Consider the following 24,457-nt stretch of genomic DNA (forward strand, 5'->3'; position numbering starts at 1 on the left):
AACGTGCGGAACCCTTGAGTCTCATGACGCTCGAATCGATTGAGCCCGTGGGGGCCGACGCCGAAGTTCCCACGGCATCCGGCAGATCCCCACGGCGCCGCCAGACCCCGAAGCCAACTAGCTCGGGTCCGGTGAAGGGACATACGACGAGCGACGGCGCCTCCCCGCGCGCCTGGGACGGACGCAGCAAGTTCCCGCACATCGGCGAGTACGGGTTCCTCTCCGACTGTGAGACCAACGCGCTGATCGCGCCGTCGGGCAGCGTCGAGTGGATGTGCGTCCCCCGACCCGACTCCCCGAGCATCTTCGCCAAGATCCTCGACCGGGGAGCCGGCTACTTCCGCGTCGGGCCGCACGGCGTGCGGGTGCCCGTCGCGCGCCGCTACCTGCCCGGCACGCTCATCCTCGAGACCACCTGGCAGACGCCGACCGGCTGGCTCGTGGTCCGCGACGCGATGCTGATGGGCCCGTGGCACGACCTCGAGTCGCGCTCGGGCACGCACCGCCGCACCCCCACGGACGACGACGCCGAGCACATCCTGATGCGCACCATCAAGTGCGTCTCGGGCACGGTGGACCTCGAGGTCGTGTGCGAGCCGCGCCCGGACTACGCCCGGTCCGAGGTCGACTGGGAGTACGAGAACAGCGGGTACTCGTCGGTGGTGGCCCACGTCGGCGACTCCAACCCCGACCTGCACCTGCAGTCCAGCCTGCGGTTCGGGCTGGAGGGCAAGCGCGCCACCGCGCGCACGCGGATGACGGAGGGCGCCACGCACTTCGTCGCCATGTCGTGGGGCTCGCAGAGCGCGCCGACGACGTACGCAGGCGCCCTCGACGCGATGTGGCGCACCGAGCGGTTCTGGCGCGACTGGATCACGCAGGGCGAGTTCCCGGACCACCCGTGGCGCGCGTACCTCCAGCGGTCGGCGCTCACCCTGAAGGGGCTCACCTACTCCCCCACGGGTGCGCTGATCGCCGCAGCCACCACGTCCCTGCCCGAGACCCCGGGCGGCGAGCGCAACTGGGACTACCGGTACGCGTGGATCCGCGACTCCACGTTCGCGCTGTGGGGGCTGTACACCCTCGGGCTGGAGCGCGAGGCGAACGACTTCTTCGCGTTCATCCAGGACGTCTGCCGCGACAACCGGCAGCTCCAGATCATGTACGGCGTGGGTGGCGAGGAGACCCTCGAGGAGTTCGAGCTGCCGCACCTGTCGGGCTACGAGGGTGCACAGCCGGTCCGCATCGGCAACGCCGCGTACGACCAGCGGCAGCACGACGTGTGGGGCGCGGTGCTCGACTCCGTGTGGCTGCACGCCAAGTCGCGCGACCAGCTGCCCGAGTCGCTGTGGCCCATCCTCAAGCGGCAGGTCGAGGAGGCCGCGAAGCACTGGCACGAGCCCGACCGGGGCATCTGGGAGGTGCGCGGCGAGCCGCAGCACTTCACCAGCTCCAAGCTCATGTGCTGGGTCGCGATGGACCGGGGCGCCAAGCTCGCCCGGCTGTACGACGAGCTCGACTACGCGCAGTCGTGGCAGAAGATCGCCGACGAGATCTTCGACGACATCTGCACCAAGGGTGTCGACGAGCGCGGCGTCTTCACGCAGCGCTACGGCGACCCGGCGCTCGACGCGTCGCTGCTGCTGGTCCCGCTGCTGCGCTTCCTGCCGCCGGACGACGACCGGGTCAAGGCGACCGTGCTGGCGATCGCGGACGAGCTCACCGAGGACGGCCTGGTGCTGCGCTACCGCACCGACGAGACCGACGACGGCCTGCAGGGCGAGGAGGGCACCTTCACGATCTGCTCGTTCTGGCTCGTGTCGGCGCTCGTCGAGATCGGCGAGGTGGAGCGCGCCAAGTCGCTGTGCGAGCGGCTGCTCGGTTACGCGTCGTCGCTCAACCTCTACGCCGAGGAGATCGAGCCGGGCACCGGACGCCACCTCGGGAACTTCCCGCAGGCGTTCACGCACCTGGCGCTGATCAACGCCGTGATGCACGTGATCAAGGCAGAGAACGGCGAGGCGGAGAAGGGCTACTTCGGAGTGGTGCCCCGGCCGTCCTGACCCGCAACCCTTTCCGCGAAGTAGAGCGCCTGTCCGTCTCGCACGAGGTTCGCCTCGCCGGGACGGACAGGCGCTCTACTTCGCCGAAAGGGGGTTGCGCCCGTTGGCTAATAGGCGTAGCTTTCTGGCTATGACGACCAGCCAGAGTGCCCCGCTCTCCTTCCTCGCCCGCCCCGAGGGCAACATCGCGTATAGCGACACGGGCGCCGGGCCGCTCGTCGTCGCCGTCCCCGGCATGGGTGACCTCCGGTCCACCTACGACGACGTCGCCCCCGCCCTGGTCGACGCCGGCTACCGCGTGGTCGTCGCCGACCTGCGCGGCCACGGCGACTCGGACACCACGTTCCGCACGCACGGCGACGACGCGACGGGCACCGACCTGATCGCGCTCGTCGAGCACCTCGACGCCGGCCCGGGGGTCCTGATCGGCAACTCGATGGGCGCCTCGGCCGCCGCCTGGGCCGCCGCGGAGCGCCCGGACCTCGTACGCGGTCTGGTCCTGCTCAGCCCGTACCTGCGCCAGCCCGGCTCCCCGGGCATGCAGAAGGTCATGGGCGTGGCCTACCGCGTACTCTTCGCCCGGCCGTGGGGCGCCGCGTTCTGGGGGTCCTTCTACTCCTCGATCACCAAGGGCCAGCGCTCCGCGCGGCACGCCGAGCACGTCGCCGCGATCCGGCGGAACATGAGCCAGCCCGCCCGGCTGCGCTCCCTCCGCGACCTCGCGGTGGCACTCGACCACTCGGTCGTCGAGGCCCGCCTGGCCGCCGTCCAGGCCCCTTCCGTCACCCTGGTCGGCGCGCTCGACCCCGACTTCTCCGACCCCGCGGCCGAGCTCGACTGGATCACCGGGGCGATCGACACCCGCGGCATCCTGGTCCCCGACGCAGGCCACTACCCGCAGCACCAGGCGGCCGACGTCGTCGTACCCGCCGTGCTCGAGCTCCTCGCCGGCCTCCCGCCCCTGCCCGCACGCGCCACGGCGGACACCGCCGCACAGGCCAAGGACGGCGGCGCACGTGCCTAGGGCGGGCCTGTCCCCCGACGCCGTCGTGCGCCTGGCGGTCGAGGTCGTCGACGCCGGCGGGACGAGCGGGTTCGCCGACCTGACGCTGGCGAAGGTCGCCGCGAAGGCAGGTGTCGCTGCCCCCAGCCTCTACAAGCACGTCGGCTCGCTGGGCGACCTGCGCCGCGAGGTCACGCTGATCGCCGTCGGGGAGCTCACGGCAGCCGGTACCTCGGCGACCGTGGGCAGAGCCGGGGCGGACGCCCTTCGCGCGCTGGCAACGGCCTGGCGCGGCTACGCCCTGGACCACCCCGGGCGGTACGCGGCCACCCAGATCGGCCCCGACCCCGACGCGCCCGCCGACGCCGCGCTCCGCGACGCGGCGGCCGAGAGCGTCCAGGTGGTGGTCGCCGTCCTGCGCGGCTTCGGCCTCCCGGACGCCCGCCTGATCGACGCCGTCCGCGCGGTCCGCGCGGGCGTGCACGGCTTCGTCACCCTCGAGCTCGGCGGCGGCTTCCGGATGCGGGAGGACGTCGACCAGAGCTTCACGGTGCTGCTCGACATGATCGTGGCGGGAGTCGCCGCGCTCGCGCCGTCCGACACCCCGCAGAGCGTCACCACCACTGGGAGCCACACATGACCACCGTCCGCCGGACCCGCGTCGCCTTCGTCGCCGCGGGCCTCACCTTCCTCCTCTTCCCCCTGCTGCGGCCCTGGCCGGACGAGACGGTGGCCACCGCCGAGCTCGCCACGGCCTTCGCGTCCGATCGCTGGGTGGTGGCGCACCTGTGCGGGATCCTCGGCCTCGCCCTCCTCGCGCCCGCGCTCCTTGGGCTGCGGTCGGTCCTCGCCCAGGCCGGTCCCGCCGCCGATCGCGCCGATGCTCGGCCCGGAGCCGGCGTCGGCGCCGCGACCTGGGCGCTCGTCACCGCGTGGACCGGCGCCGGCCTGGCTGCGCTCTACTTCGGCGCTGAGATCTTCGGCATCCGCACCATCGCGGAAGCCGCACTGCGGGACGGCGACCTCGGGCTGCTCGCCGACATCGAGGTGCTGCGCATGCAGCCGTGGGCAGTCACCCTGTTCGCCACGGGCCTGCTCCTGCTCGCCGTGTCCGGGGTGCTGGTGACGGTCGCCCTGTGGCGCGCGGGTACCCGCCTGAGGTGGGCCGGCATCCTGCTGGCCATCGGCCTGGTGCTCGTACTCCCCCAGTTCTTCGGTGGGCCGGAGCTGCGGATCACGCACGGGTTCCTGTTCGCCGCGGGATGCGTGCTGGTCGCCGTCGTCACGCCTTCCCGGACGGCTCGGGCGTAGTCCCACCGCGCACGACGACGGCCCGGTCACCTTCCGCTGGAAGGTGACCGGGCCGTCGCTGGTACAGCAGGTGGATCAGTCGCTGCCGAAGCTGCTGATGATCGTCACGAGACGAAGCAGCTCGAGGTACAGCCAGATCAGCGTGACCAGCAGGCCGAAGGCCGCCGACCAGGCCATCTTGGCGGGCACGCCGGCCTCGACACCACGCTTGATGGAGTCGAAGTCGACGATCAGGGAAGCCGCTGCGAGGCCGACGGCAACCAGACCGACGATCACGCCGATCGGGCCGTTACGCATGCCGAAGCCGTCCAGCACGCCCGTCATCATCAGCACGAAGTTGATCAGGCTGAAGAGGGCGTAACCCAGCAGGGCGAACATCAGCCAGCGCGTGAACTTGGGCGTCACTCGGACCTTGCCGCTCCTGAACAGGAACAGGCTCACGGCGAAGACCGACGCGGTACCAAGGACGGCCTGCCACACGGCACCGTCGGCGATCTGGTTGTACATCAGCGAGATCGCGCCGAGGAACGCGCCCTCGAACACCGTGTACGCCACGATCAGCGCAGGGCTCGGGTTGCGCTTGAAGGCATTGACCAGGCCGAGGACCAGGCCACCGATCAGGCCGACGATCATGACGATGCCCAGCATGGCCGGCGGAACCAGCGTCCATGTCGCCGCAGCCACCACGACCAGGAGGGCGAGCAGCCCACCGGTCTTGATGATCACGTCGTCATAGGTCAGGCGCCTGGTGTCCGCAGTGGTCGCGGACGGCGACTGGTACATCGCGTCAAGATCTGACGCGTCCACGGGCTGCTGACCCGCACCGTACTGGCCGTACTGGCCGGCCTGCGGCGGGGTGCCATATGCGGGAGTCTGGTTGGGGTAGGTGGCGGTGCCACCACGGCGGGCGTCGGCTGCACCGGTGCGACGGGGCTCACCGAAGACGTCGCTTCTCGAAAAGACGGGGTTGCTCATCTGCTCCTCCTGGTCTGTCGGACCATCCTAGGGAACGCTGGGAGGGTCTCAGTAGTTCCCGGGTCATACCTTCGGATGAACTCGGTCCGCCCGAGGGATGATCCAGGCCTGAATAGGGTGCGGCGGACCCCGTCGGCTCCCTAGTCTCGTCGTAACCAATCTTGTCGTGACCGACCAGTGGCCGCAGAGGCCACCCGGCGTGCCAGATGGAAGGGCAAGTGATGATCGAGGCCACAGGCCTGACGAAGAGGTACGGCACGAAGACGGCCGTCGACGGAGTCACGTTCACCGTGCAACCGGGCCAGGTGACGGGCTTCCTTGGCCCCAACGGCGCCGGAAAGTCGACCACCATGCGCATGATCGTGGGCTTGGACAAGCCCACCGCAGGCACGGTCACCGTGAACGGCAAGCCCTACGCCGCGCACCGCAGCCCACTCGCCGAGGTGGGCGCGCTGCTCGACGCGAAGGCCGTGCACACCGGGCGGACCGCCCGCAACCACCTGCTCGCCATGGCAGCCACTCATGGCATCCCGACGAAGCGGGTCGACGAGGTGATCGAACTCACAGGCCTGCGGCCCGTCGCGAGCAAGCGCGTGGGCGGCTTCTCGCTCGGCATGGGCCAGCGACTCGGCATCGCGGCCGCCCTGCTCGGCGACCCGCGCACGCTCATCCTCGACGAGCCCGTCAACGGTCTCGACCCCGAGGGTGTGCTCTGGGTCCGCAACATCGCGAAGTACCTGGCGTCGGAGGGCCGCACGGTCTTCCTGTCCAGCCACCTGATGAGCGAGGTCGCTCTCACCGCCGACCACGTGCTCGTCATCGGCAAGGGCCGCATCCTCGCCGACGCACCGGTCTCCGAGATCGTCGACGGCGCCGCACGCAAGGTCGTGCGGGTCCGGTCGCCGCAGGCCACGGTGCTCGCAGAGCTCCTGAAGGGCACGGAGGCCGAGGTGGACGCCGTCGAGCCCGGTCTCCTGGAGATCCGGGGCACGGACGCCGCCGCCGTCGGCGAGCTGGCCGCCTCCGCGCGGGTCGTGCTGCACGAGCTCACGCCCGTCGCGTCCACGCTCGAGGAGGCCTACATGTCGCTGACCGCCGATTCGGTCGAGTACCAGTCCGAGGCCATCGCGGGCCACGCGGGCACGCAGTCCGACCTCGAGGGGAGCAAGGCATGAGCGCGACGGTCACCGCTCCGGGCGGATCTGCACCGGGCACGACGGCGGAGCGCACGCCGGTCCACAACGTCACCTTCTGGCGGCTGCTGCGCTCGGAGTGGATCAAGCTCTGGTCGCTGCGCTCGACGTGGTGGACGCTCGGCGCCACCGTCGTCATCATGGTCGGCGTCGCGCTGATGATGGCCTTCGTGGCGCAGTTCCTGAGCGACCAGATGAGCGACGTCGAGATGGCTGCCGAGGACCAGGCCTCGATGGATGCGGTGTTCGGCGCGCCAACGGTCATCGCGGGCGGGTACGAGTTCGCCGCCCTCGTGGTCGCCGTGCTCGGCGCCATGCTGATCACGGGCGAGTACTCGACGGGCATGATCCGGTCCACGTTCGCCGCGGCGCCCGGCAGGCTCGGGGCGTTCGCCGCGAAGGCGGTCGTGCTCGCCCTCGTCACGGCGGTGCTGACCGCCGTGTCCCTCCTGGTGGGCTGGCTCGTGACCTACCCCATCCTGAACGCCAACGACATGACGCTGGACTGGTCCGACGGCGACCAGCTCCGGCAGCTCTACGGCGTTGTCATCTACACCGTGCTGGTGGCGCTGTTCGCGCTGGGCATCGGCACGCTCCTGCGCCACACGGCGGGCGCGATCTTCACGACCGTTGCGGTGTTCCTGGTGATCCCGATGGTGTTCGGCATCGCCGTGGCGCTCGCGTCGAGCGTGGAGTGGGTGCTGGACGTGAACAAGTTCCTGCCGAGCGTTGCGGGATCGGCGATCACGCCGACCGGCGCACAGGTGCCTGAGGTCCTCGACCCGTGGGTGGGCATCAGTGTGCTCGCCGCGTACACGGTGATCGTCGTCGTCGCCGGTGCCCTGCGCCTCAAGCTCGACGACGCGTAGCAGCCGACCCTGGCGGAAGTCCGCCTCCGTCACACGATCAGGCATGGTTCTGGCCCCAGAACCATGCCTGATCGTGTTCTCCAGGCGGACGTCGGAGCCGGCCGTCAGTCGGGCGGATCCAGCGGGTGGGGCCAGGCCGGAGGGGCCGTGGGCCGTTGGCGGGCCGGCTCGGCGACCGGGCCGGGCTGCGGTGACCACGGTGACGGAGGTCGCCGCTGGGGCGCCTGGTTCTGCGGTTGGAACTGGGGCGGCTGGAACTGCGGGGCCTGCTGGCGGGCCGGCGCCACCTGGGGTGGCCAGGCCGGGGCCTGAGCCGGCGTCGGCCTGCTGTGCCGCGCCGGACGCTGCGCCGCGGCCTCCCGTGCGACGGCCTGGAAGGCACCGGTCGCCACGCTGGGGAAGGCGCCGGTCAGCGGCCTGCGCGTGGTGCGCCCGGCCGCCTGGTCCGCCGCTCGTCGCCGCTCGGCCCGGCGTTCGAAGATCGTGTAGATCACCGGCACCACGTACAGCGTCAGCAGGGTCGATGACACGAGCCCGCCGATCACCACCAGCGCCAGCGGCTGCGAGATGAACGCCCCGCCGCCGGTCAGCCCGAACGCCATCGGCAGCAGCGCGAAGACCGTGGCGAGGGCGGTCATGACGATGGGCCGCAGCCGCTTCCGGGCGCCCTCGCGGACGGCCTCGTCGAGACCCATGCCGTCCTGCCGGTACTGGTTGATCAGGTCGATCAGCACAATCGCGTTCGACACGACGATGCCCACCAGCAGGAGGGTGCCGATCAGCGCGGGCACGCCCAGCGGCGTGTTCGTGGCGACCAGCGCGACCAGAGCCCCGACCGCCGCGAACGGGATGGACACCAGCAGGATGAACGGCTGCGCCAGGCTGCGGAACGCCGCCACCATGACGATGAACACGAGGGCGATGGCGGCGAGGAGCGCCATCCCCAGGTTCTTGAAGGCCTCTGCCTGGTCTGCCGCCGCACCACCCACCGACACCGTCGCACCTGCCGGCAGGTCTATCGACTCGATCTCGGCCTTCACCGTCTCGGTGACCGCGCCGAGGTCGTCACCGGCGGGCGCCACCGACACGGTCGCCGACCGGTCGCCGTCGATCCGGCTGATCGACGTCGGCGTCCTGGCCACCTCGACGTTCGCGACATCGCTCAGCGGTATGGCGCCCACCGCCGTCGGCACCGGGATCTGCTCGATCTCGGCCATGGTGCCAGGCACCGCACCCGCGGAGAGCGTGACCCCGACCGGCCCCTCGGCGGTGTGCAGCTCGCCGATGTCCCGTGCACCGGCCATCGCGGCGGACGCGACGGCGGTCACCTGGGTCTCGGTGAGCCCGTACCCGGCCGCGGCCTTGCGGTCGACGGTCACCTCGACGATCTCCTGTGCCGCCGCCAGGTCGTTGCCCACCTCGGCCACCCCGTCCAGACCGCTCGTCGCTTCCTGCAGCTGACCGGTCGCCTCGGTCAGGGTCGCGTCGTCGCGCGCACGAACCACGAGGTCGATCGACGACGTGCCCACGGAGTCGCCGGCGGACACGGAGACCTCGGTCGCCGGTTCCTCGGTCAGCCCTCCGACGGCGGCACGGATGTCGGCCGCGGCGTCCGTGCCGTCGGCGTCCTCGGCGAGGGTGACCGCGAAGGTCGCCTTGAGACCCGCACTGGCCCCGCCGAAGGCCGCCATCGACATGTCGCCGCCGCTGCCGACGGTGGCCTGCACGCTCTCGACCGCGTCGACGTCGGCCAGAGCGGCCTCCACCTGCTGCGCCGCCTCGTCCTGCCCTGCGAGCGACGTGCCGGGCGCGTAGTGCTGCGTGACGGTCACCGTGTCCTGGCCGCTGTCCCCGAGAAAGCTCGTCTCCATGTTCGGGACGAGGGCGGCCGTGCCGCCGAGAATCGCGACGGCGACCGCGATCGTCACGCCCGGCCGGCCGAGCGCGCCGTTCAGCGTCGGCACGTAGATCCGCTGCCAGACGCCGCGGCTCTCCTTCACCTCCGCCGCGGCCCGGGCGAGCGCCGCGCCGCGGCCTGCCTTCTTCGGCGGGCTGATGAACCAGTACGCCAGCACCGGCACGATCGTCAGCGCCACGACGAGCGAGGCGAGCATCGCTATCGACACGGTCAGGGCGAAGGGCCGGAACAGCTCGCCGACCATGCCGCCGACGAACGCGATGGGCAGGAAGACGGCGACGGTGCAGATCGTGGAGGCGGCGATGGCCCCGCCGACCTCACGCACGGCCGCGAGGATGGCGGTGGTCTTCTCCTCGCCGTACGACATGTGCCGCTTGATGTTCTCGATCACGACGATCGCGTCGTCGACCACACGGCCGATCGAGATCGTGAGCGCACCCAGCGTCAGGACGTTGAGGGTGTAGCCGCCCGCGCTCATGGCGATGAACGTCACCGCCAGCGACAACGGGATCGAGATCGCGGACACGAGCGTGGAGCGCATCGACATCAGGAAGACCAGGATGACGAGGACGGCGAACAGCAGGCCGAGCCCGCCCTCCGTGGCCAGCCCGTGGATCGAGTCCTCGACGAAGGGCGCCTGGTCGAACACGACGGCGGTGTCGACGCCGCGCTCGGTCAGTGTGTCCGCCACCTCGGGCTCGGCGAGCGCCCGCTCGACCGCGTGCGACACCTCGACGGTGTTCGCCTCCGGCGTCTTCGTGATGGCCAGGCCGAGGGAGGGCTCGCCGTCGAGGCGGGAGTACGACGTCGCCTCCACCGGCTCGAGCTGCACGGATGCGACCTGCCCCAGCAGCGGCGGGCTGTCCGGCACGGCAGGCGCATCCGGGTCGGCGGGCAGGAGGCCGGCCATCGCGTCGGCGTCCGTGCCCGTGTCGCCTGCTGCTGTGTCGCCTGCTGCTGTGTCGCCTGCTGCCGCACCCGGGCCGCCGGCACCGCCCGGGACGACGGGCAGCTGGGCGATCTGGTCGACCATGTCGACGGGCTTGCCGAGCTGGACGGACCAGGCGCGCCCGCCCTCGGTGATCTCGCCCGCCGGCAGGACGACGCCGTTGTCCTGCAGCACCGTGGCCAGGTCCTCGGGAGCGAGGCCCGCAGCGGAGAGCTTCTCCTGGTCGGGCAGGATGCGGACCTCCGTCTCGCGCTCGCCGCTGACCGCGACCGCACGGACGCCGTCGACGTCCTCCAGTGCGGGAACGACCACGTTCTCGACCGTGTCGGCGAGGGCATCGGGGCTCTTGTCGCCCGCAACGGCCAGCTGGACCACCGGAACGTCGTCGACGGAGCCGGTGGCGACCTGGGGGCTGACGCCTTCGGGCAGGACGGGCTGGATACCTGCCACCGCGGTCTGGAGACGCTGGGAGGCGGCCTCCATGTCGGTGCCGTAGGTGAACTCGACGGTAGTGAGCGAGACACCGGTGGACGCGGTGGACCGGACCGCCGCGATCCCGTCGATCGAGGTGATGGCCTCTTCGATCACGTCGGTGACCTGCTCCTCCACGACCTCGGGTGACGAGCCCTGGTACTGCGCGCTCACGATGCCGGTCGGGAGCTGCAGGGACGGGATCAGCTCCTGTTTCAGGGAGGTCATGCTCAGCACGCCGAACACCGCGATCGCGATGGTCACCAGCGCCACGACGGCTCGGTTCGCGAGAGACAGCCGGGCGAGATGGAACACGAGGACTCCACGGTGCGGACGAGGTTCGGGCATACGGCGCGACGCCGCCGTCGTGGCCGGGTTCGGACCAAGGGGGTGAAAACCGACGGAAGTCACAGAGTAGGGCAGTGTCCTGCGCCGCCTGCAAGCCCGGCTGGACAGCCCCGTACCGGAGCGCCACTCCAAAGAACCGGTTGCAAAGAATCTCTTGCAAAGAGATGTTTGCCTGCGTAGAGTCGTGCACACCTGCTACTCCCCTCACGAGCCCCGAAGCCAGGAGACTGCGATGAGCGTCTACGCACCGACCATCCGCACCGCCGTTCCGCAGCCCCTCAGAGTCCCGCTTGCCGCTGCCCCCGCCAGGGTCCGGCGGCCCGCTGAGCCGAGGCAGACGGACCCCGAGGCGCAGCGTCGCGAGGTCGAGCGCGCCGAGCGGCAGCGTGCCCAGGCCGAGGGGGTACGCGACAACATGGCGGCTCGCCACCCGCTCTCCCTGCGCTGATCGCCGCGCGCCCTGTGCCCACCGCCCGGTCCCGGTCACGTCGAGTGGGTAACGTCCTGCCTATGGCGACAGCACGTAAGAACCTCCCGGACGGGCAGGCGGAACGAGACTCTCGCTCCTCGGCGCCATCACCTCGTGCGGTGCCGGACAGCGCCGCGTCCACCGTCGCGGGCCCGCCGGCCGAGCTCGGTCCCGCAGCACTGCGTGCGCTCGCCCATCCGCTGCGCATCCGCATCCTCGACCTGCTGCCGAGCCGCGGGCCCCTCACGGCCAGCAAGCTGGGCGAGATCGTCGGCGAGTCCAGCGGCTCCACGAGCTATCACCTCCGCCAGCTCGCCAAGCACGGACTGGTCCGCGAGGTCGAGGGCAAGGGCACCGCGCGGGAGCGCTGGTGGGAACGCACCCCAGGTGGGTTCAGCATCTCCAGCGCGGGCAAGGAGTCCCCCGCGGGCCGGCAGACCGCCGAGGCCGTCAACATCGAGTTCCTCCGCCTCCGCAACGAACGGGTGATGGCCTTCATTCGTGCGGGCCAGGAGGCTGACGAGGAGACCCTGGAGTCGTGGCTGGGCTCCGCCACGTTCGTCACGGTCAACAAGTGGGCCACGCGGGAGCAGGCGAAAGCTGTCGTCGAGGCATGGGAGCGGTTCTCCGCGGAACACCTCGACCCGCTCAGCAGGCAAGAGGGCAAACCTGGAGCCGTGCCGTTCGAGATCCACTTCGACGTGTTCCCGACGGTCGACCCCGAGGGCAACCCGCTCTGACGCGCCAGCTCTGGTGGACGCGGTCTGACGCGCGGTCTGCCGTCAGCAGATCTGCGGCGGGCAGAGACCGCTACCCGTCCGGTCCGCGCGGGTTGATCGTGGGGACATGACCGAGACAGCGCACACCCAGCCCTTCGACGACCACCTCGGCTCGCGCCTGCTGCACCAGCGCATGGTGCTCATCGGCACCGAGATCGACGACGCCGTAGCCAACCGCGTCACCTCGCAGCTCCTGCTGCTCTCCGCCGAGGACTCCGCGGCCGAGATCAGCCTCTACCTCAACTCTCCCGGCGGCTCCATCAGCGCCGGCCTCGCCGTCTACGACACGATGAGGCTCCTGCCGAACGCCGTCTCGACGGTCGCCGTCGGGTTCGTGGGCAGCGTCGCGCAGTTCCTGCTCGGCGCCGGCACCAAGGGCAAGCGCTACGCGCTGCCGCATGCGCGGATCATGATGCACCAGCCGGCGGGTGAGGTCAGCGGTACGACGAGCGACGTCGTCATCCAGGCCGAGAACATCCGGCACCTCAAGGACGTCATGACCCGGTTGCAGTCCGAGCACACCGGCCAGCCGGTCGAGACGGTCGCAGCGGACGCGGAGCGCGACCGCTGGTTCACCGCGGAGCAGGCCCTGGCCTACGGCATGATCGACAAGATCGTGGACCAGGTGGACGACGTCCGCCCTGGCGGAAGGCGACGCGCGGGGCTCTGAGGCCTCACGCCGCGAGCAGCGCCGCCTCGCCTCGCCGGCCGGCGCCGGAGGTGCCGGCCGGTGCCGCCGTCTGCTCCGCCTGCAGCGGATGGCGGGACGACGAGAAGCCCGCCGCACGACGAGCAGCGGACGACAGGACACGAACCCTGCGGCTCTCCTCCTGCGCCGCCAGCGCGAGGGCGAGCTCGGCCCACGCACGCTCCACCAGGTCGACGAGCCGCATGCCGAGCGCCTCGCACACGGCGGCGAGCACCTCGGAGGAGGCTTCCTTGCGCCCGCGCTCGACCTCGGACAGGTAGGCGGTCGAGACCCGGGCATCGGTCGCGACGTCGGCCAGCGTGCGCCGTTGCTCCCGACGGGTGCGCCGCAGGATGCCGCCGACCAGGTCGCGCAACAGCGGTTCGCGGGTGTGCTCGAGCGTGCCGGGTCTGGTTCCGGGCCCGCCCTCGTTCGTGGTGCCGAGCCCAGCAGTACGTGCGGTACCCATTGAGATCATTGCCATCTGCCCACTCCCGCCGTTGGTACCCGTCACGGTACCCAACCCCACTGACACCGTAGGTCGTTCCGGCGTCTGCTCCTGGCGTAACGCCGGTGGCGCGACGGCTGGTGGCGCGACGCCGGACAGCGGAGCCAGGGTGGGTGTCAGTGCCTCCTGGCACGATGGGACCACCGACCAGGAAAGGACAGTGGTGTTCGGATCTATCGAGGTGCGCGGAGCTCGCGAGAACAACCTGCGGGGAGTCTCGATCGACATCCCCAAGCGGAAGCTCACCGTCTTCACGGGAGTGTCCGGCTCGGGTAAGAGCTCGCTCGTGTTCGGCACTGTCGCCGCCGAGTCGCGGCGGCTGATCGACGAGACGTACTCGGCGTTCCTCCAGGGCTTCATGCCGTCCCGGCCACGGCCCGACGTCGACACCCTGTCGAATCTCTCCGCCGCGATCGTCGTGGACCAGGAGCCCATGGGCGCCAACGCGCGCTCGACGGTCGGCACGGCCACCGACGCCTACACGATGCTGCGCGTCATCTGGTCGCGGCTGGGCCGGCCGTACGTCGGCGGGTCCAACCTCTTCTCCTTCAACGACCCGCAGGGCATGTGCGCCAACTGCGAGGGCCTGGGCCGCGTCTCGGCCATCGACACCGAGGCCCTGGTGGACCGCAGCAAGTCCCTGAACGAGGGCGCCATCACGTTCCCGAACTTCGGGGTCGGCAGCTGGTACTGGAAGGTCTACGCCGACTCCGGCCTGTTCGACGTGGACAAGCCGCTGGCGGACTACAGCGAGACCGAGTGGCACGACCTGATGTATGGCGCCGAGCGGAAGATCGTCGCGGGCGGCATCAACGTCACGTACGAGTCGCTGGTCCCCAAGATCACGCGCCTCTACCTCGTCAAGGACGTCGAGTCGATGAAGGGTGCGATGCGGGCCGCCGTCGACCGGCTCGCCACGTTCACGGCCTGCCCGGCGTGCGGCGGCACCCGGCTCAACGACCGGGCTCGGTCGTCGCTGGTCAAGGGCAAGCACATCGGCGAAGCGGCTGCCATGCAGCTCACCGACCTCGCCGAGCTCGTGCGCGACCTCACCGACCCGCAGGTCCAGCCCATCCTCGACGGCCTCGGTGACCTGCTCGCCACGTTCGAGCAGATCGGGCTGGGGTACCTGTCGCTGGACCGGGAGTCGTCGTCGCTGTCCGGCGGGGAGGCGCAGCGCACCAAGATGGTGCGGCACATGGGTTCGGCCCTGACGGACATGACCTACGTGTTCGACGAGCCGACGATCGGCCTCCACCCGCACGACGTGCGGCAGATGAACGCGCTGCTCCAGCGGCTGCGGGACAAGGGCAACACGGTGCTCGTCGTCGAGCACAAGCCAGAGGTGATGGCTGCGGCCGACCACCTCGTCGACATGGGCCCCGGCGCCGGGACGCACGGCGGCACCGTCGTCTACGAGGGTGACATCGCGGGGCTGCGCAACTCCGGGACCGCGACGGGCAAGCACCTGGACCAGGCCGTCACGGTCAAGCAGACGCCGCGCACTCCCACCGGCTTCCTCCGGATCGAGCACGCGACCCTGCACAACCTGCAGGACGTCACGGTCGACGTCCCGCTCGGCGTGCTCGTCGCGGTGACGGGCGTGGCCGGGTCGGGCAAGAGCTCCCTCATCCACGGCTGCCTGCCGCGCGACGGCGTGACGTTCGTCGACCAGTCGGTGATTCGCGGGTCCCGGCGGTCGAACCCGGCCACCTATACCGGGATCCTCGAGCCCATCCGCAAGCAGTACGCCCGCGCGAACGGCGTCAAGCCCGCACTGTTCAGCGCGAACTCGGCCGGTGCCTGCCCGGCGTGCAAGGGGGTCGGCCTGATCTACACCGACCTCGCGTTCATGGCAGGTGTCGCGAGCCCGTGCGAGGCGTGCGGCGGCAAGCGGTTCACCGACGAGGTCCTCGGCTACACCCTGCGCGGCAAGAACATCGCCGACGTGCTCGCCATGTCCGTCGAGGAGGCGCTGGGCTTCTTCACGGAGAAGGCGATCGTGCCGATGCTCTCCCGGCTGTCCGACGTCGGGCTGCACTACATCTCGCTCGGGCAGCACCTCAACACCCTGTCCGGCGGCGAACGGCAGCGGCTCAAGCTCGCTATCGAGATGGGTGGTGACACCCCGGCGTTCGTGCTCGACGAGCCCACCGCCGGCCTGCACATGCAGGACGTCGACAACCTGGCCGGCCTGCTCGACCGCCTGGTGGACTCCGGCCGGTCGGTCATCGTCGTTGAGCACAACCTGTCGGTCGTCGCGCGTGCCGACTGGGTGATCGACATGGGCCCTGGCGGCGGGCACGACGGCGGGCAGGTCGTCTTCGAGGGCACACCCGCCGACCTGGCCCGCGAGGAGGCGTCACTGACCGGCCGTCACCTCGCCGAGCTGATCGCCTGAGCACCGAGTGCCCCCACCCGGGTTCGAACCGGGACTGTGCCGGGTTTAAGCCGGCTGCCTCTGCCAGTTGGGCTATGGGGGCGCACCCCAGAGACTACCGAGGCAGCGGCGGTCGTCGTAGTACGTACGCAGCGATCGCCGGTCGAGCTTGTCCGCTCGCTGGTCGAGTTTGTCGAGACCACCAGGGTCTCGACAAACTCGACCAGCAGTACGGCCTGACACCGGTACGGCCTGAGCCGGATCGGTGTCAGCGGGTCAGGACTTGGCGCCCGACTCGGCGCGCTCGGCGGACGACTCCGCCTTCTGCTCGACCTTCTCGCCCGCCGGCTTCGGCGGCACCGACGCGTTGCGGAACTCCTGACGCGGGTCGTGCAGCGAGCCCAGCGAGACCAGCTCGCGGCCCATGAGGAACTGCCCGATCCAGCCGATCAGGATCCGGACCTTACGGTTGCCGGTCGGCATTGCCATCACGTGGTAGCCACGGTGCGCCACCCAGGCCGGGAAGCCGCGCAGCTTGATGAAGCCGAACAGCTCGGCGACACCCTTGTACAGGCCCAGCGATGCGACGACACCCAGGTTCTTGTGGTCGTAGTCGACGGCGGGCTTCTCCTTGTAGAGCGCCACGATGTTGTCGGCCAGGCGCACGGCTTCGCGGATCGCGTGCTGCGCGTTCGGCGGGCAGAACTTGCCCGGGTTGTTCACGTCCGGCACGGCGGCGCAGTCGCCAGCGGCCCAGGCGCCCTCGACGATCTCGCCGTCCTCGGTCGCGACCTGCAGCGTGGGCAGCACGGTGACGCGGCCCATCTTGTCGAACGGGAGGTCGGACGCCTCCTTGATGACCGGGTTCGCCTTGACGCCCGCGGTCCACACGATGGTCTCGGTGTCGAACTCGACGCCGGTCGACGTGACCACGTGCCCGTCGACGCAGGACGACAGGAAGGTGTTGAGGTGGAACTCGATGCCGCGCTTCTTCAGCTCGGCGAGCGCGTACTCGCCCATCGGCTCCGTGACCTCGGGCAGGATGCGCCCGGCGCCCTCGATCATGACGAACCGCAGGTCGGACGCCTCGATCGTCTGGTACTGCCGCGTCGCGTAACGCGCCATGTCCTCGATCTCGGCGAGGGCCTCGATGCCGGCGAACCCGCCACCGACGAAGGTGAACGTGAGCATGCGCTTGCGCAGGTCGGCGTCCCACGTGGAGGACGCGACGTCCATCCGGTTGATCACGTGGTTGCGGACCGCGATGGCCTCTTCGACGTTCTTGAAGCCGATGGCCGACTCCGCGAGGCCGGGGATCGGCAGCGTGCGCGACACCGAGCCGAGGCCGACGACCAGCTGGTCGTACGACACCTCGTACTCGTCGCCCGACTCGGGCTGGATCTTCACGTGCTTGCGGCCGTGCTCGATCGCGGTGACCTTGCCCTGCAGCACGTCGATGCCCTTGAGGGCCTTGCGGTGCGGTGCCACGACGTCGCGGGCGTCGATCGACCCGGCGGCCGCCTCGGGCAGGAAGGGGGCGTACGTCATGTACGGCCGCGGGTCGACGACGACGATCGCCGCCTCCCGCTTCTTCAGCTTCTTTCGCAGGCGGCGCGCCACGTAGAGGCCGACGGACCCGCCGCCGAGCACCACGATGCGCGGCACCTTCCGCGGGCGCGGCGTGCTCGCCGCATCGGAAGCATGGCTGACCGAGGTCAGGTCGTTCTGAGGCATGATTCCCAGGATACCGCTCGCCGCGCATCCGCATTGACACGCCAAAGGGCGGCGTGTGCGTGATGCACCCCACGCCGTCGTCGCCGCTGCAGGAACGTCCTCGATCCTCTGGCAGCCACAACGGGCCACCGTCGCTGGAAGTTCCCGGCGGACGGAAGTCACGCCATGGACAGCGCGATCCCGTCGAGGATGTCGTGCTCGCTCGTGACCACGCTCGTCAGCGCGCCACCGGCGGCCGCGACGTCGGCGGCCACGCGGGTGATCACCTCGGACCAGACGAGCGCCCCGGCCGCGATGACGTCGACCCGGCCCGGGTGCAGGAAGCCCATCGCCGCACGCTCGGCGCGCGGGGCCTCGACCAGTGCCGCGCACGAGTCCAGCACCACCTGCACGGGCAGCTCGGCCTGGTTCACCCGCTCGCGCCGGTACTCCGTCAGTCCCAGTGCGTGTGCGGTCACCGTGGTGATCGAACCGGCCAGCCCGACCAGGGTGGCCGTCTTCGCGAGCGGGACGGCGCGGGCGGCGTCGTCCAGGTGGGCCTGCACGTCCGCGCGGGCCGCCGCGATCTCCGCCGACGACGGGGGATCGCTGTGCAGGTGCCGCTCCGTCATCCGCACCGAACCGACGTCCATCGAGACGCTCGCGTCGACCGAGCCGGTGCCGAGAACCAGCTCCGTGGACCCGCCACCGAGGTCGACGACGAGGAACGGGCCCGCGTGCGCCTCCGCGACCGCACCGGTCGCCCCGCGGAACGACAGCTGTGCCTCCTCGTCGCCGCTGATCACCTCGACCTCCACGCCGAGCGCCGAGCGCACGCCGTCGAAGAACGCGTCCCGGTTTCGCGCGTCGCGCGTGGCCGACGTCGCCACGAAACGCACCTTCTGCGCTCCGGCGGCCTCGATCGCCGCCGCGTACCGGCGCGTCGCCGCGAGGGTGCGATCCAGCGCCTCGGGCGCGAGCTCACCGGTACGGTCCACACCCTGGCCGAGCCGCACCACCTCCATGCGGCGGTCGAGCTCGGTGAGGTTTCCGGCGGCGTCGACGTCCGCGAGGAGCAGGCGGATCGAGTTGGTGCCGCAGTCGATCGCGGCCACACGAGAGGAAGTCACGCGAAGATTCTTCCAGGCCCTCCGCCGCGAGGCGTCGAAGAAGCCGGATCCGCGAGAAACCTCACGTGGTGGTGAGCGCGACCGTTGCGCCTCAAGCGGTCGCGAAGCCGTGACGGTCGCGCTCGCGACAAAGGCTCAGCAGGTGCAGCGGTCCGGGCGCCAGCTGTCCCTTGCCAGCTCCAGCGCCTCGTCACCCAGCGGGTTCACGCCAGGGCCCGCGGCGAGCGCGTGCGCGAAGAGGACGTGCAGGCACTTGACGCGCGTCGGCATGCCGCCGGCCGAGATGCCGGCGATCTCCTCGACGTGCCCGATCGCCTCACGCTGGGCGAGGTAGTGCTCGTGCGCCTTCCGGTAGGCGGCGGCGAGCTCCTCGTCGGACTCGAGCCGCGCCGTCAGCTCCTTCATGACGCCGTTCGCCTCGAGCGTCGACGCGGCCGCCGTCGCACCGGGGTGGGTCAGGTAGAAGACGGTCGGGAAGGGGGTGCCGTCGGGCAGGCGCGGCGCGGTGCGCACCACGGTCGGACGGCCGCACACGCAGCGCGCCGCGATCCCCACGACGCCGCGCGGCTCGCGGCCGAGCTGCTCGGCCAGGACGCGCAGATCGTCGTCGGACACTGTCTCGATCACGGAGTTCACCGCTCCATTGTCCCTCAAGAGACTGTCCCTCAGGAGCGCTGCGGCACGAGGGCTGCGGCACGCGATCGGACGAACGCGCCTACTCCTCGCCGCCCGCGATCCGCACGGAGTCCCACACGCTCGTGAACCAGGGGGTGTCCGCACCCTCCGACGCGCCGGGCGACGGCTCGACGACGCCGGGCGGCGGTTCCTCCTGCTGTACGGAGTCGGTGTCCAGGGGGCGCCACACCTTGTCCCCCGGCATGACGAAGTGCAGCCGCGACCGTGCCTGCTCGATCACGTACGACGGGTCGTCCCAGCGGGCGAGCTCGGTGTCGAGCTCCTCCTTCTGGACCAGCTGCTGGTTCAGCTCCGACCGCAGCTCGCGCAGCTCGGCCTGCTGGGTCACGACGGCGCGCACGGTCGGCAGCAGGAGCACCACCGCGAGGAGCACCACGACGGACAGCACCATCGCGCGGACCGTCAGCACCTCGGGCAGCACGAGCCCGAAGCTGCCGCGCTTACGGTCGGCGCGCGGCGGCGGGACGCTGCCGTTGACAGCGCTGCGGCGACGCGGCTGCGTGGGTCGCTTCACCCCGCCGCCCGACGCGGGCCGCGCAGCCCGCGGAGCGGCAGTGCCCGGGCGCGCGGCGGATCGAGCGGGCGCACTGCGCGGTGCGGGAGTACGGCGGCTCGCCGACGGCGGCGCGACGGGCTTGCGAGCGGCCGAACCTCTCGCGGTGGAACCGCTCGCCGTCGGAGCGGACGGCTTCTTCGGGGCGGCCTTCCCCGTCGGCGTCGGCTTCGAGTCCTTCGCCTTCTTCACACCCGATGCACCCGCTCCGGCACGCGGGGTCGACGACGGGCGCGCGCCCGAACCGCGGGCCGAGCCCGAGGGTCGCGCCGGACGACGTGAGGAAGGCATGGGTCGATTGTGCCGATTCGCGAGGCCTTTGTACCGGCATTACCTCCGGCGCGCCGTGTGTCGACCCTGCGAAGTCGCCGAAGTAGAGCGCCTGTCCCGCTCCCACACAGGCCAACCGGTGCGAGAAGGGGACAGGCGCTCTATTTCGGCGACTTCTGGTGGGTCAGCCCTGGAAGCGCGGGAACGCCGACCGGCCGGCGTAGGTGCCTGCCTCGTCGAGCGCCTCTTCGATGCGCAGCAGCTGGTTGTACTTGGCGATGCGCTCGCCGCGTGCCGGGGCACCGGTCTTGATCTGGCCGGCGTTGGTCGCCACGGACAGGTCGGCGATGGTGGTGTCCTCGGTCTCGCCGGAGCGGTGCGAGGTCATCGTGGTGAAGCCGTTGCGCTGGGCCAGCGTCACGGCGTCGAGCGTCTCGGTGAGCGAGCCGATCTGGTTGAGCTTGACCAGCAGCGAGTTGGCCGACTTCTCGGCGATGCCGCGGGCGAGGCGCTCGGGGTTGGTGACGAACAGGTCGTCGCCGACGATCTGCACCTTGTCGCCGACCTTGCCCATGAGCCCGGCCCAGGCGTCCCACTCGTCCTCGGACAGCGGGTCCTCGATCGAGACCAGCGGGTAGTCGGCCACGAGCTGCTCGTAGTACGCGATCATCTCGTCCGACGTCTTCTTGCCGCCCTCGAACGCGTACACACCGTCGGAGAAGAACTCCGTTGCGGCGACGTCGAGCGCGAGCGCCACGTCCTTGCCCGGCGTGAAGCCCGCACGCTCGATGGCGACGAGGATCAGGTCGAGCGCCTCACGGTTGCTGCCGAGGTTCGGCGCGAAGCCGCCCTCGTCGCCCAGACCGGTGGCCAGGCCCTTCTCCTTCAGCACGGACTTGAGGGAGTGGTACACCTCGGTGCCGGTGCGCAGCGCCTCGCGGAACGTCGGAGCGCCGATCGGGGCGACCATGAACTCCTGGACGTCCACGTTCGAGTCCGCGTGCGACCCGCCGTTGAGGATGTTCATCATCGGCACGGGCAGGACGTGCGCGTTCGGGCCGCCCACGTAGCGGAACAGGTCCAGGCCCGAGCTCTTGGCCGCGGCCTTGGCGACGGCGAGCGACACACCGAGGATGGCGTTCGCGCCGAGCTTGCCCTTGTTCGGCGTGCCGTCCAGGTCGAGGAGAGCCTGGTCGATGATGCGCTGCTCGTCGGCGTCGTACCCGATGAGCTCGGGGGCGATCACGTCGTTGACGGCCGCGACGGCCTTCTCGACGCCCTTGCCCAGGTAACGGCCCTTGTCGCCGTCACGCAGCTCGACGGCCTCGAACGCGCCGGTCGATGCGCCGGACGGGACCGCCGCACGGGCGAAGGTGCCGTCGTCCAGGACGAGCTCCACCTCCACGGTGGGGTTGCCGCGCGAGTCGAGGATCTCGCGTGCTCCAACGGCTTCGATGCTAGCCACGGAATCTCCTTCTAAGGATGTTGCTCGATGGTTACGACCTCAGCGTAGGACGTCCGGCGGCGCCGCGCGGAACCGTCCACGGCTCGCCCGCGCCCGGCCAGCGGGACCGGCCACCGCGCGGGGTGCCCGCGGTTCACAGGGTCACCACAGGTCCGCGACAGGGCCACCACAGCGAGCCCGCCTAGCGTTCCGGACGTCCGGCGCAGACCGTCCTGCGGCGCGAACCGCTCCGCCCGCTCGCCCCCTACCACGGAGCGCAGCGCTACAGCCCGCGAGACGGTCCGCGCGGACACCAACTTTTCCGCACGTCCCCTCCCGACCCCAGGCAGGAGCCCATGTTCTTCACCTATCTGCGCAGAGAGCTGCGCAACCGACGCAAGCAGACCGTCGTGGTGGCGATCGGACTCGCAGTAGCGATCGCGCTCGTCATCGTCGTCAACGCGGTATCGACAGGCGTCAGGAACGCCCAGTCCGAGGTGCTCGAGTCCGTCTACGGCGTCGGGACCGACATCACCGTCGACCAGCCGAGCGACGGCCCGGTCGCGGCCGGCGCCGCCCCGGGCCGGTTCGACTTCAAGGAAGGAGAGGGCAAGGCGAACGAGGACGGCACGCGCGACCTCTCGGAGGACCGCCTCAGCACCGCCATGGGTTCGACGTCGTTCGACGCCGCCGCCCTGGAGACCGTCGCCGGCCTGGACCACGTGTCCGGTGTCGCCGCGACGCTCAACCTGCAGAACATGTCCTTCTCCGGCGAGCTGCCGGACCCCGAGGCCGACGGCCCGGTCACGATGCAGATGGGCCCGGACGGGAGCGGCGAGGGCTCGGCGGGCGGCTCGTCGTTCGAGATCGACCAGTTCACGGTCACGGGCGTGGACCCCGACGCCACCGCCGTCGGCCCCCTGACCACCGCAGAGGTGGCCGACGGTCGGACGCTGGAGGCGGGCGACAAGAACGTGGCCGTCCTGGACGCCACGTATGCCGAGCAGCAGGAGCTCGCCGTCGGCGACACGATCACGGCGGGCGGCAAGGACCTGGAGATCGTGGGCACCGTCTCGTCCACGACGGGTGACGGCGTCGCTACGGCGTCCGACGCCTACCTCCCGCTCGCCACGGCCCAGACCCTCGCGGACCTCGCCGACCAGGTCACGGACATCTACGTGCAGGTCGACTCGGCCGAGAACGTGGATGCCGTCGCCGCCGCCATCGAGAGCGAGCTGCCCGACGCGTCGGTGAGCACCCAGTCCGACCTCGCGGAGGGCGTGACCGGATCCCTCTCGACGGCGTCCAACCTGATCGGCACGCTCGGCACCTGGCTCAGCGTCATCGTGCTCGCGGCGGCCTTCGGCCTCGCGATCCTGTTCACCGTCTCGGGCGTGAACCGCCGGACGCGCGAGCTGGGCACCCTCAAGGCGATCGGCTGGAGCCGGAACCGTGTGGTGGGCCAGGTCGCCGGCGAATCAGTGGTGCAGGGCCTCATCGGCGGCGCTGTGGGCCTCGCGCTCGGCGCGCTGGCCGTGTGGGCGGTCAACCTCGCGGGCATCACGCTCAGCGGGGCGTCGGGCGGCCTCACCATGGGCGGGCTGATGCCCGCGGGCGGCGCCGTCCAGGGCGGCACCGCGCCCGACGGTGATGGGGGCGGCGCGTTCGGTGAACGGTCCGACGCCTTCGCCGGAGCCGGGGCCAGCGCCGTCGACATCGTGCTCCAGGCGCCCGTGAGCCTGTGGATAGTTCTGGCCGCGGTCGGGCTCGCGGTGCTGGGCGGGCTGCTCGCGGGCGTCGTGGGCGGTCAGCGCGCGGCGAAGCTGCGCCCCGCCGAGGCCCTCCGGTCCCTCGCATAGCCAGCCACTCTCCCCAGCGTTCAGAAGGGCAGTCCATGTACCAGATCGACGATTTGACCAAGACGTACCGCCAGGGCAAGCGCCAGGTGCGCGCGCTCAAGAACGTGTCCGTGACCATCGGCGACGGCGAGCTCGTGGCCGTCCAGGGCCCGACGGGCGGCGGCAAGTCCACCCTGCTGCAGATGCTGGGCGGGCTGGACCGGCCGACGTCGGGCACGGTCAAGCTGGACGGCAAGGACCTCGCCGGCATGAGCGACGCACAGCTCACGGCGGCGCGGGCCGAGACCATCGGCTTCGTGTTCCAGAACTTCAACCTCATCCCGACGCTCACCGCGCTGGAGAACGTGGAGACGGCGCTCGTGCCGTCGAAGGTCGCGCGGCAGAGCCGGACGGCGCGCGCCCTGGCCGCCCTGGAGTCGGTCGGCCTCGGCGACCGCGGCGACCACCTGCCGGGTGAGCTCTCGGGCGGCCAGCAGCAGCGCGTCGCGATCGCGCGGGCGCTGGTGAAGAACCCGAAGGTGCTGCTGGCCGACGAGCCAACGGGCAACCTCGACGAGGAGACCCGCGACGAGATCGTGGACCTCATCGAGGGGCTGTGGAAGGACCAGGGGCTGACGATCGTGCTGGTCACGCACGACTCGGTGGTCGCAAGCCGCACACCGCGACGGCTGCGCATCGCGAAGGGAGCCCTGAAGGAACTCCCGGCGGCGTAGCCCGCCGGGGCTTCCGCGCTCCGCCGCAGCCCAGCGATCCGGCCCCGGAACGTGCGATTTCCGGGCCAGATCGCTGGGCCGGCGCGGGCGCGCACGGCCGGGCCCGAGAACAGCACGTGACCCAGCCTCTCGACGCCACCGCTCCCGCTGGCTAC

Annotated in this window: 20 protein-coding genes and 1 tRNA gene; 12 read left to right on the forward strand and 9 right to left on the reverse strand. The window is 70.9% G+C overall.

Features of this window, described 5'->3' with window-relative positions; all coding sequences use genetic code 11:
• Window positions 1-131 precede the first annotated feature (131 nt).
• The 4 genes from AB0I32_RS12630 to AB0I32_RS12645 all read left to right on the forward strand — a co-directional run bounded on the left by AB0I32_RS12630 (window position 132) and on the right by AB0I32_RS12645 (window position 4,377).
• Window positions 132-2,063 carry a glycoside hydrolase family 15 protein gene (locus AB0I32_RS12630; RefSeq protein ID WP_357506354.1) on the forward strand — a complete coding sequence of 644 codons (1,932 nt, stop codon included), beginning with the start codon at window positions 132-134 and terminating at the stop codon, window positions 2,061-2,063.
• 130 nt (window positions 2,064-2,193) lie between these two features.
• The gene (locus AB0I32_RS12635) at window positions 2,194-3,087 is read left to right on the forward strand and encodes an alpha/beta hydrolase (RefSeq protein ID WP_357506356.1); all 894 of its coding nucleotides are present in this window, start codon (window positions 2,194-2,196) and stop codon (window positions 3,085-3,087) included.
• Window positions 3,080-3,706, forward strand: coding sequence for a TetR-like C-terminal domain-containing protein (locus AB0I32_RS12640; RefSeq protein WP_357506358.1), 627 nt, complete (start codon window positions 3,080-3,082; stop codon window positions 3,704-3,706). The genes AB0I32_RS12635 and AB0I32_RS12640 overlap by 8 nt, the downstream gene beginning before the upstream one ends.
• Window positions 3,703-4,377, forward strand: coding sequence for a hypothetical protein (locus AB0I32_RS12645; protein ID WP_357506360.1), 675 nt, complete (start codon window positions 3,703-3,705; stop codon window positions 4,375-4,377). Before AB0I32_RS12640 ends, AB0I32_RS12645 begins: the two co-directional genes overlap by 4 nt.
• Window positions 4,378-4,452: 75 nt before the next feature.
• On the opposite strand, the gene AB0I32_RS12650 is transcribed toward AB0I32_RS12645, so the two are convergent.
• Window positions 4,453-5,352 (reverse strand): Bax inhibitor-1/YccA family protein, encoded by a 900-nt coding sequence (locus AB0I32_RS12650; RefSeq protein ID WP_357506362.1) that lies wholly within the window; start codon window positions 5,350-5,352, stop codon window positions 4,453-4,455.
• Between the two features lie 221 nt (window positions 5,353-5,573).
• Here AB0I32_RS12650 and AB0I32_RS12655 point away from each other — a divergent pair, with 221 nt between their 5' ends.
• Together AB0I32_RS12655 and AB0I32_RS12660 are read left to right on the forward strand one after the other, a co-directional pair.
• Entirely contained in the window at window positions 5,574-6,527 is a 954-nt protein-coding gene (locus AB0I32_RS12655) for an ABC transporter ATP-binding protein (protein WP_357506364.1), read from the forward strand.
• Complete coding sequence (locus tag AB0I32_RS12660; protein WP_357506366.1) at window positions 6,524-7,414, forward strand: ABC transporter permease subunit; 891 nt, start codon at window positions 6,524-6,526, stop codon at window positions 7,412-7,414. Before AB0I32_RS12655 ends, AB0I32_RS12660 begins: the two co-directional genes overlap by 4 nt.
• A gap of 104 nt (window positions 7,415-7,518) precedes the next feature.
• Here AB0I32_RS12660 and AB0I32_RS12665 read toward each other — a convergent pair whose 3' ends face one another.
• Window positions 7,519-11,067 carry an efflux RND transporter permease subunit gene (locus AB0I32_RS12665; RefSeq protein WP_357506368.1) on the reverse strand — a complete coding sequence of 1,183 codons (3,549 nt, stop codon included), beginning with the start codon at window positions 11,065-11,067 and terminating at the stop codon, window positions 7,519-7,521.
• A 265-nt stretch (window positions 11,068-11,332) separates the two neighbouring features.
• Between AB0I32_RS12665 and AB0I32_RS12670 the strand changes: the two genes are divergently transcribed.
• The 3 genes from AB0I32_RS12670 to AB0I32_RS12680 all read left to right on the forward strand — a co-directional run bounded on the left by AB0I32_RS12670 (window position 11,333) and on the right by AB0I32_RS12680 (window position 13,018).
• Window positions 11,333-11,548 (forward strand): hypothetical protein, encoded by a 216-nt coding sequence (locus AB0I32_RS12670; protein WP_357506370.1) that lies wholly within the window; start codon window positions 11,333-11,335, stop codon window positions 11,546-11,548.
• Window positions 11,549-11,610: 62 nt separating this feature from the next.
• A complete protein-coding gene (locus tag AB0I32_RS12675) occupies window positions 11,611-12,309 on the forward strand; it encodes a helix-turn-helix domain-containing protein (protein WP_357506372.1) in 699 nt (232 codons plus the stop codon).
• Between the two features lie 106 nt (window positions 12,310-12,415).
• Window positions 12,416-13,018: an ATP-dependent Clp protease proteolytic subunit gene (locus tag AB0I32_RS12680; RefSeq protein WP_357506374.1), complete on the forward strand. Its 603-nt coding sequence runs from the start codon at window positions 12,416-12,418 to the stop codon at window positions 13,016-13,018.
• Between the two features lie 4 nt (window positions 13,019-13,022).
• Here AB0I32_RS12680 and AB0I32_RS12685 read toward each other — a convergent pair whose 3' ends face one another.
• Entirely contained in the window at window positions 13,023-13,520 is a 498-nt protein-coding gene (locus AB0I32_RS12685; RefSeq protein ID WP_357506376.1) for a helix-turn-helix transcriptional regulator, read from the reverse strand.
• A gap of 184 nt (window positions 13,521-13,704) precedes the next feature.
• On the opposite strand from AB0I32_RS12685, the gene AB0I32_RS12690 reads away from it, so the two are divergent.
• Complete coding sequence (locus tag AB0I32_RS12690) at window positions 13,705-15,945, forward strand: excinuclease ABC subunit UvrA (protein WP_357506378.1); 2,241 nt, start codon at window positions 13,705-13,707, stop codon at window positions 15,943-15,945.
• Window positions 15,946-15,953: 8 nt separating this feature from the next.
• On the opposite strand, the gene AB0I32_RS12695 is transcribed toward AB0I32_RS12690, so the two are convergent.
• From AB0I32_RS12695 to eno, 6 genes are all read right to left on the reverse strand, one after another.
• Window positions 15,954-16,027, reverse strand: a tRNA-Leu gene (locus AB0I32_RS12695).
• 173 nt (window positions 16,028-16,200) lie between these two features.
• Window positions 16,201-17,658: an NAD(P)/FAD-dependent oxidoreductase gene (locus AB0I32_RS12700; RefSeq protein WP_357506380.1), complete on the reverse strand. Its 1,458-nt coding sequence runs from the start codon at window positions 17,656-17,658 to the stop codon at window positions 16,201-16,203.
• A gap of 158 nt (window positions 17,659-17,816) precedes the next feature.
• The gene (locus AB0I32_RS12705; RefSeq protein ID WP_357506382.1) at window positions 17,817-18,767 is read right to left on the reverse strand and encodes a Ppx/GppA phosphatase family protein; all 951 of its coding nucleotides are present in this window, start codon (window positions 18,765-18,767) and stop codon (window positions 17,817-17,819) included.
• Between the two features lie 135 nt (window positions 18,768-18,902).
• Window positions 18,903-19,403: a DUF501 domain-containing protein gene (locus tag AB0I32_RS12710; RefSeq protein ID WP_357506384.1), complete on the reverse strand. Its 501-nt coding sequence runs from the start codon at window positions 19,401-19,403 to the stop codon at window positions 18,903-18,905.
• 79 nt (window positions 19,404-19,482) lie between these two features.
• The gene (locus AB0I32_RS12715) at window positions 19,483-20,307 is read right to left on the reverse strand and encodes a septum formation initiator family protein (protein WP_357506386.1); all 825 of its coding nucleotides are present in this window, start codon (window positions 20,305-20,307) and stop codon (window positions 19,483-19,485) included.
• 163 nt (window positions 20,308-20,470) lie between these two features.
• Complete coding sequence (gene eno, locus AB0I32_RS12720) at window positions 20,471-21,751, reverse strand: phosphopyruvate hydratase (RefSeq protein WP_357506388.1); 1,281 nt, start codon at window positions 21,749-21,751, stop codon at window positions 20,471-20,473.
• A gap of 335 nt (window positions 21,752-22,086) precedes the next feature.
• Between eno and AB0I32_RS12725 the strand changes: the two genes are divergently transcribed.
• Window positions 22,087-23,589 (forward strand): ABC transporter permease, encoded by a 1,503-nt coding sequence (locus tag AB0I32_RS12725; protein ID WP_357506390.1) that lies wholly within the window; start codon window positions 22,087-22,089, stop codon window positions 23,587-23,589.
• Window positions 23,590-23,624: 35 nt separating this feature from the next.
• A complete protein-coding gene (locus AB0I32_RS12730; protein ID WP_357506392.1) occupies window positions 23,625-24,302 on the forward strand; it encodes an ABC transporter ATP-binding protein in 678 nt (225 codons plus the stop codon).
• The last annotated feature ends 155 nt before the right edge of the window (window positions 24,303-24,457 follow it).

The sequence above is a fragment of the Promicromonospora sp. NPDC050249 genome (assembly GCF_040656015.1).
Lineage (GTDB): Bacteria > Actinomycetota > Actinomycetes > Actinomycetales > Cellulomonadaceae > Promicromonospora.

Bases quoted from the DNA above. Each gene is read 5' to 3' on its own strand.
- AB0I32_RS12635 (WP_357506356.1), top strand. From the start codon at position 2,194: ATGACGACCAGCCAGAGTGCCCCGCTCTCCTTCCTCGCCCGCCCCGAG.
- AB0I32_RS12645 (WP_357506360.1), top strand. From the start codon at position 3,703: ATGACCACCGTCCGCCGGACCCGCGTCGCCTTCGTCGCCGCGGGCCTC.
- AB0I32_RS12650 (WP_357506362.1), bottom strand. From the start codon at position 5,352: ATGAGCAACCCCGTCTTTTCGAGAAGCGACGTCTTCGGTGAGCCCCGT.
- AB0I32_RS12655 (WP_357506364.1), top strand. From the start codon at position 5,574: ATGATCGAGGCCACAGGCCTGACGAAGAGGTACGGCACGAAGACGGCC.
- AB0I32_RS12660 (WP_357506366.1), top strand. From the start codon at position 6,524: ATGAGCGCGACGGTCACCGCTCCGGGCGGATCTGCACCGGGCACGACG.
- AB0I32_RS12670 (WP_357506370.1), top strand. From the start codon at position 11,333: ATGAGCGTCTACGCACCGACCATCCGCACCGCCGTTCCGCAGCCCCTC.
- AB0I32_RS12675 (WP_357506372.1), top strand. From the start codon at position 11,611: ATGGCGACAGCACGTAAGAACCTCCCGGACGGGCAGGCGGAACGAGAC.
- AB0I32_RS12680 (WP_357506374.1), top strand. From the start codon at position 12,416: ATGACCGAGACAGCGCACACCCAGCCCTTCGACGACCACCTCGGCTCG.
- AB0I32_RS12685 (WP_357506376.1), bottom strand. From the start codon at position 13,520: ATGGCAATGATCTCAATGGGTACCGCACGTACTGCTGGGCTCGGCACC.
- AB0I32_RS12700 (WP_357506380.1), bottom strand. From the start codon at position 17,658: ATGCCTCAGAACGACCTGACCTCGGTCAGCCATGCTTCCGATGCGGCG.
- AB0I32_RS12715 (WP_357506386.1), bottom strand. From the start codon at position 20,307: ATGCCTTCCTCACGTCGTCCGGCGCGACCCTCGGGCTCGGCCCGCGGT.
- AB0I32_RS12725 (WP_357506390.1), top strand. From the start codon at position 22,087: ATGTTCTTCACCTATCTGCGCAGAGAGCTGCGCAACCGACGCAAGCAG.
- AB0I32_RS12730 (WP_357506392.1), top strand. From the start codon at position 23,625: ATGTACCAGATCGACGATTTGACCAAGACGTACCGCCAGGGCAAGCGC.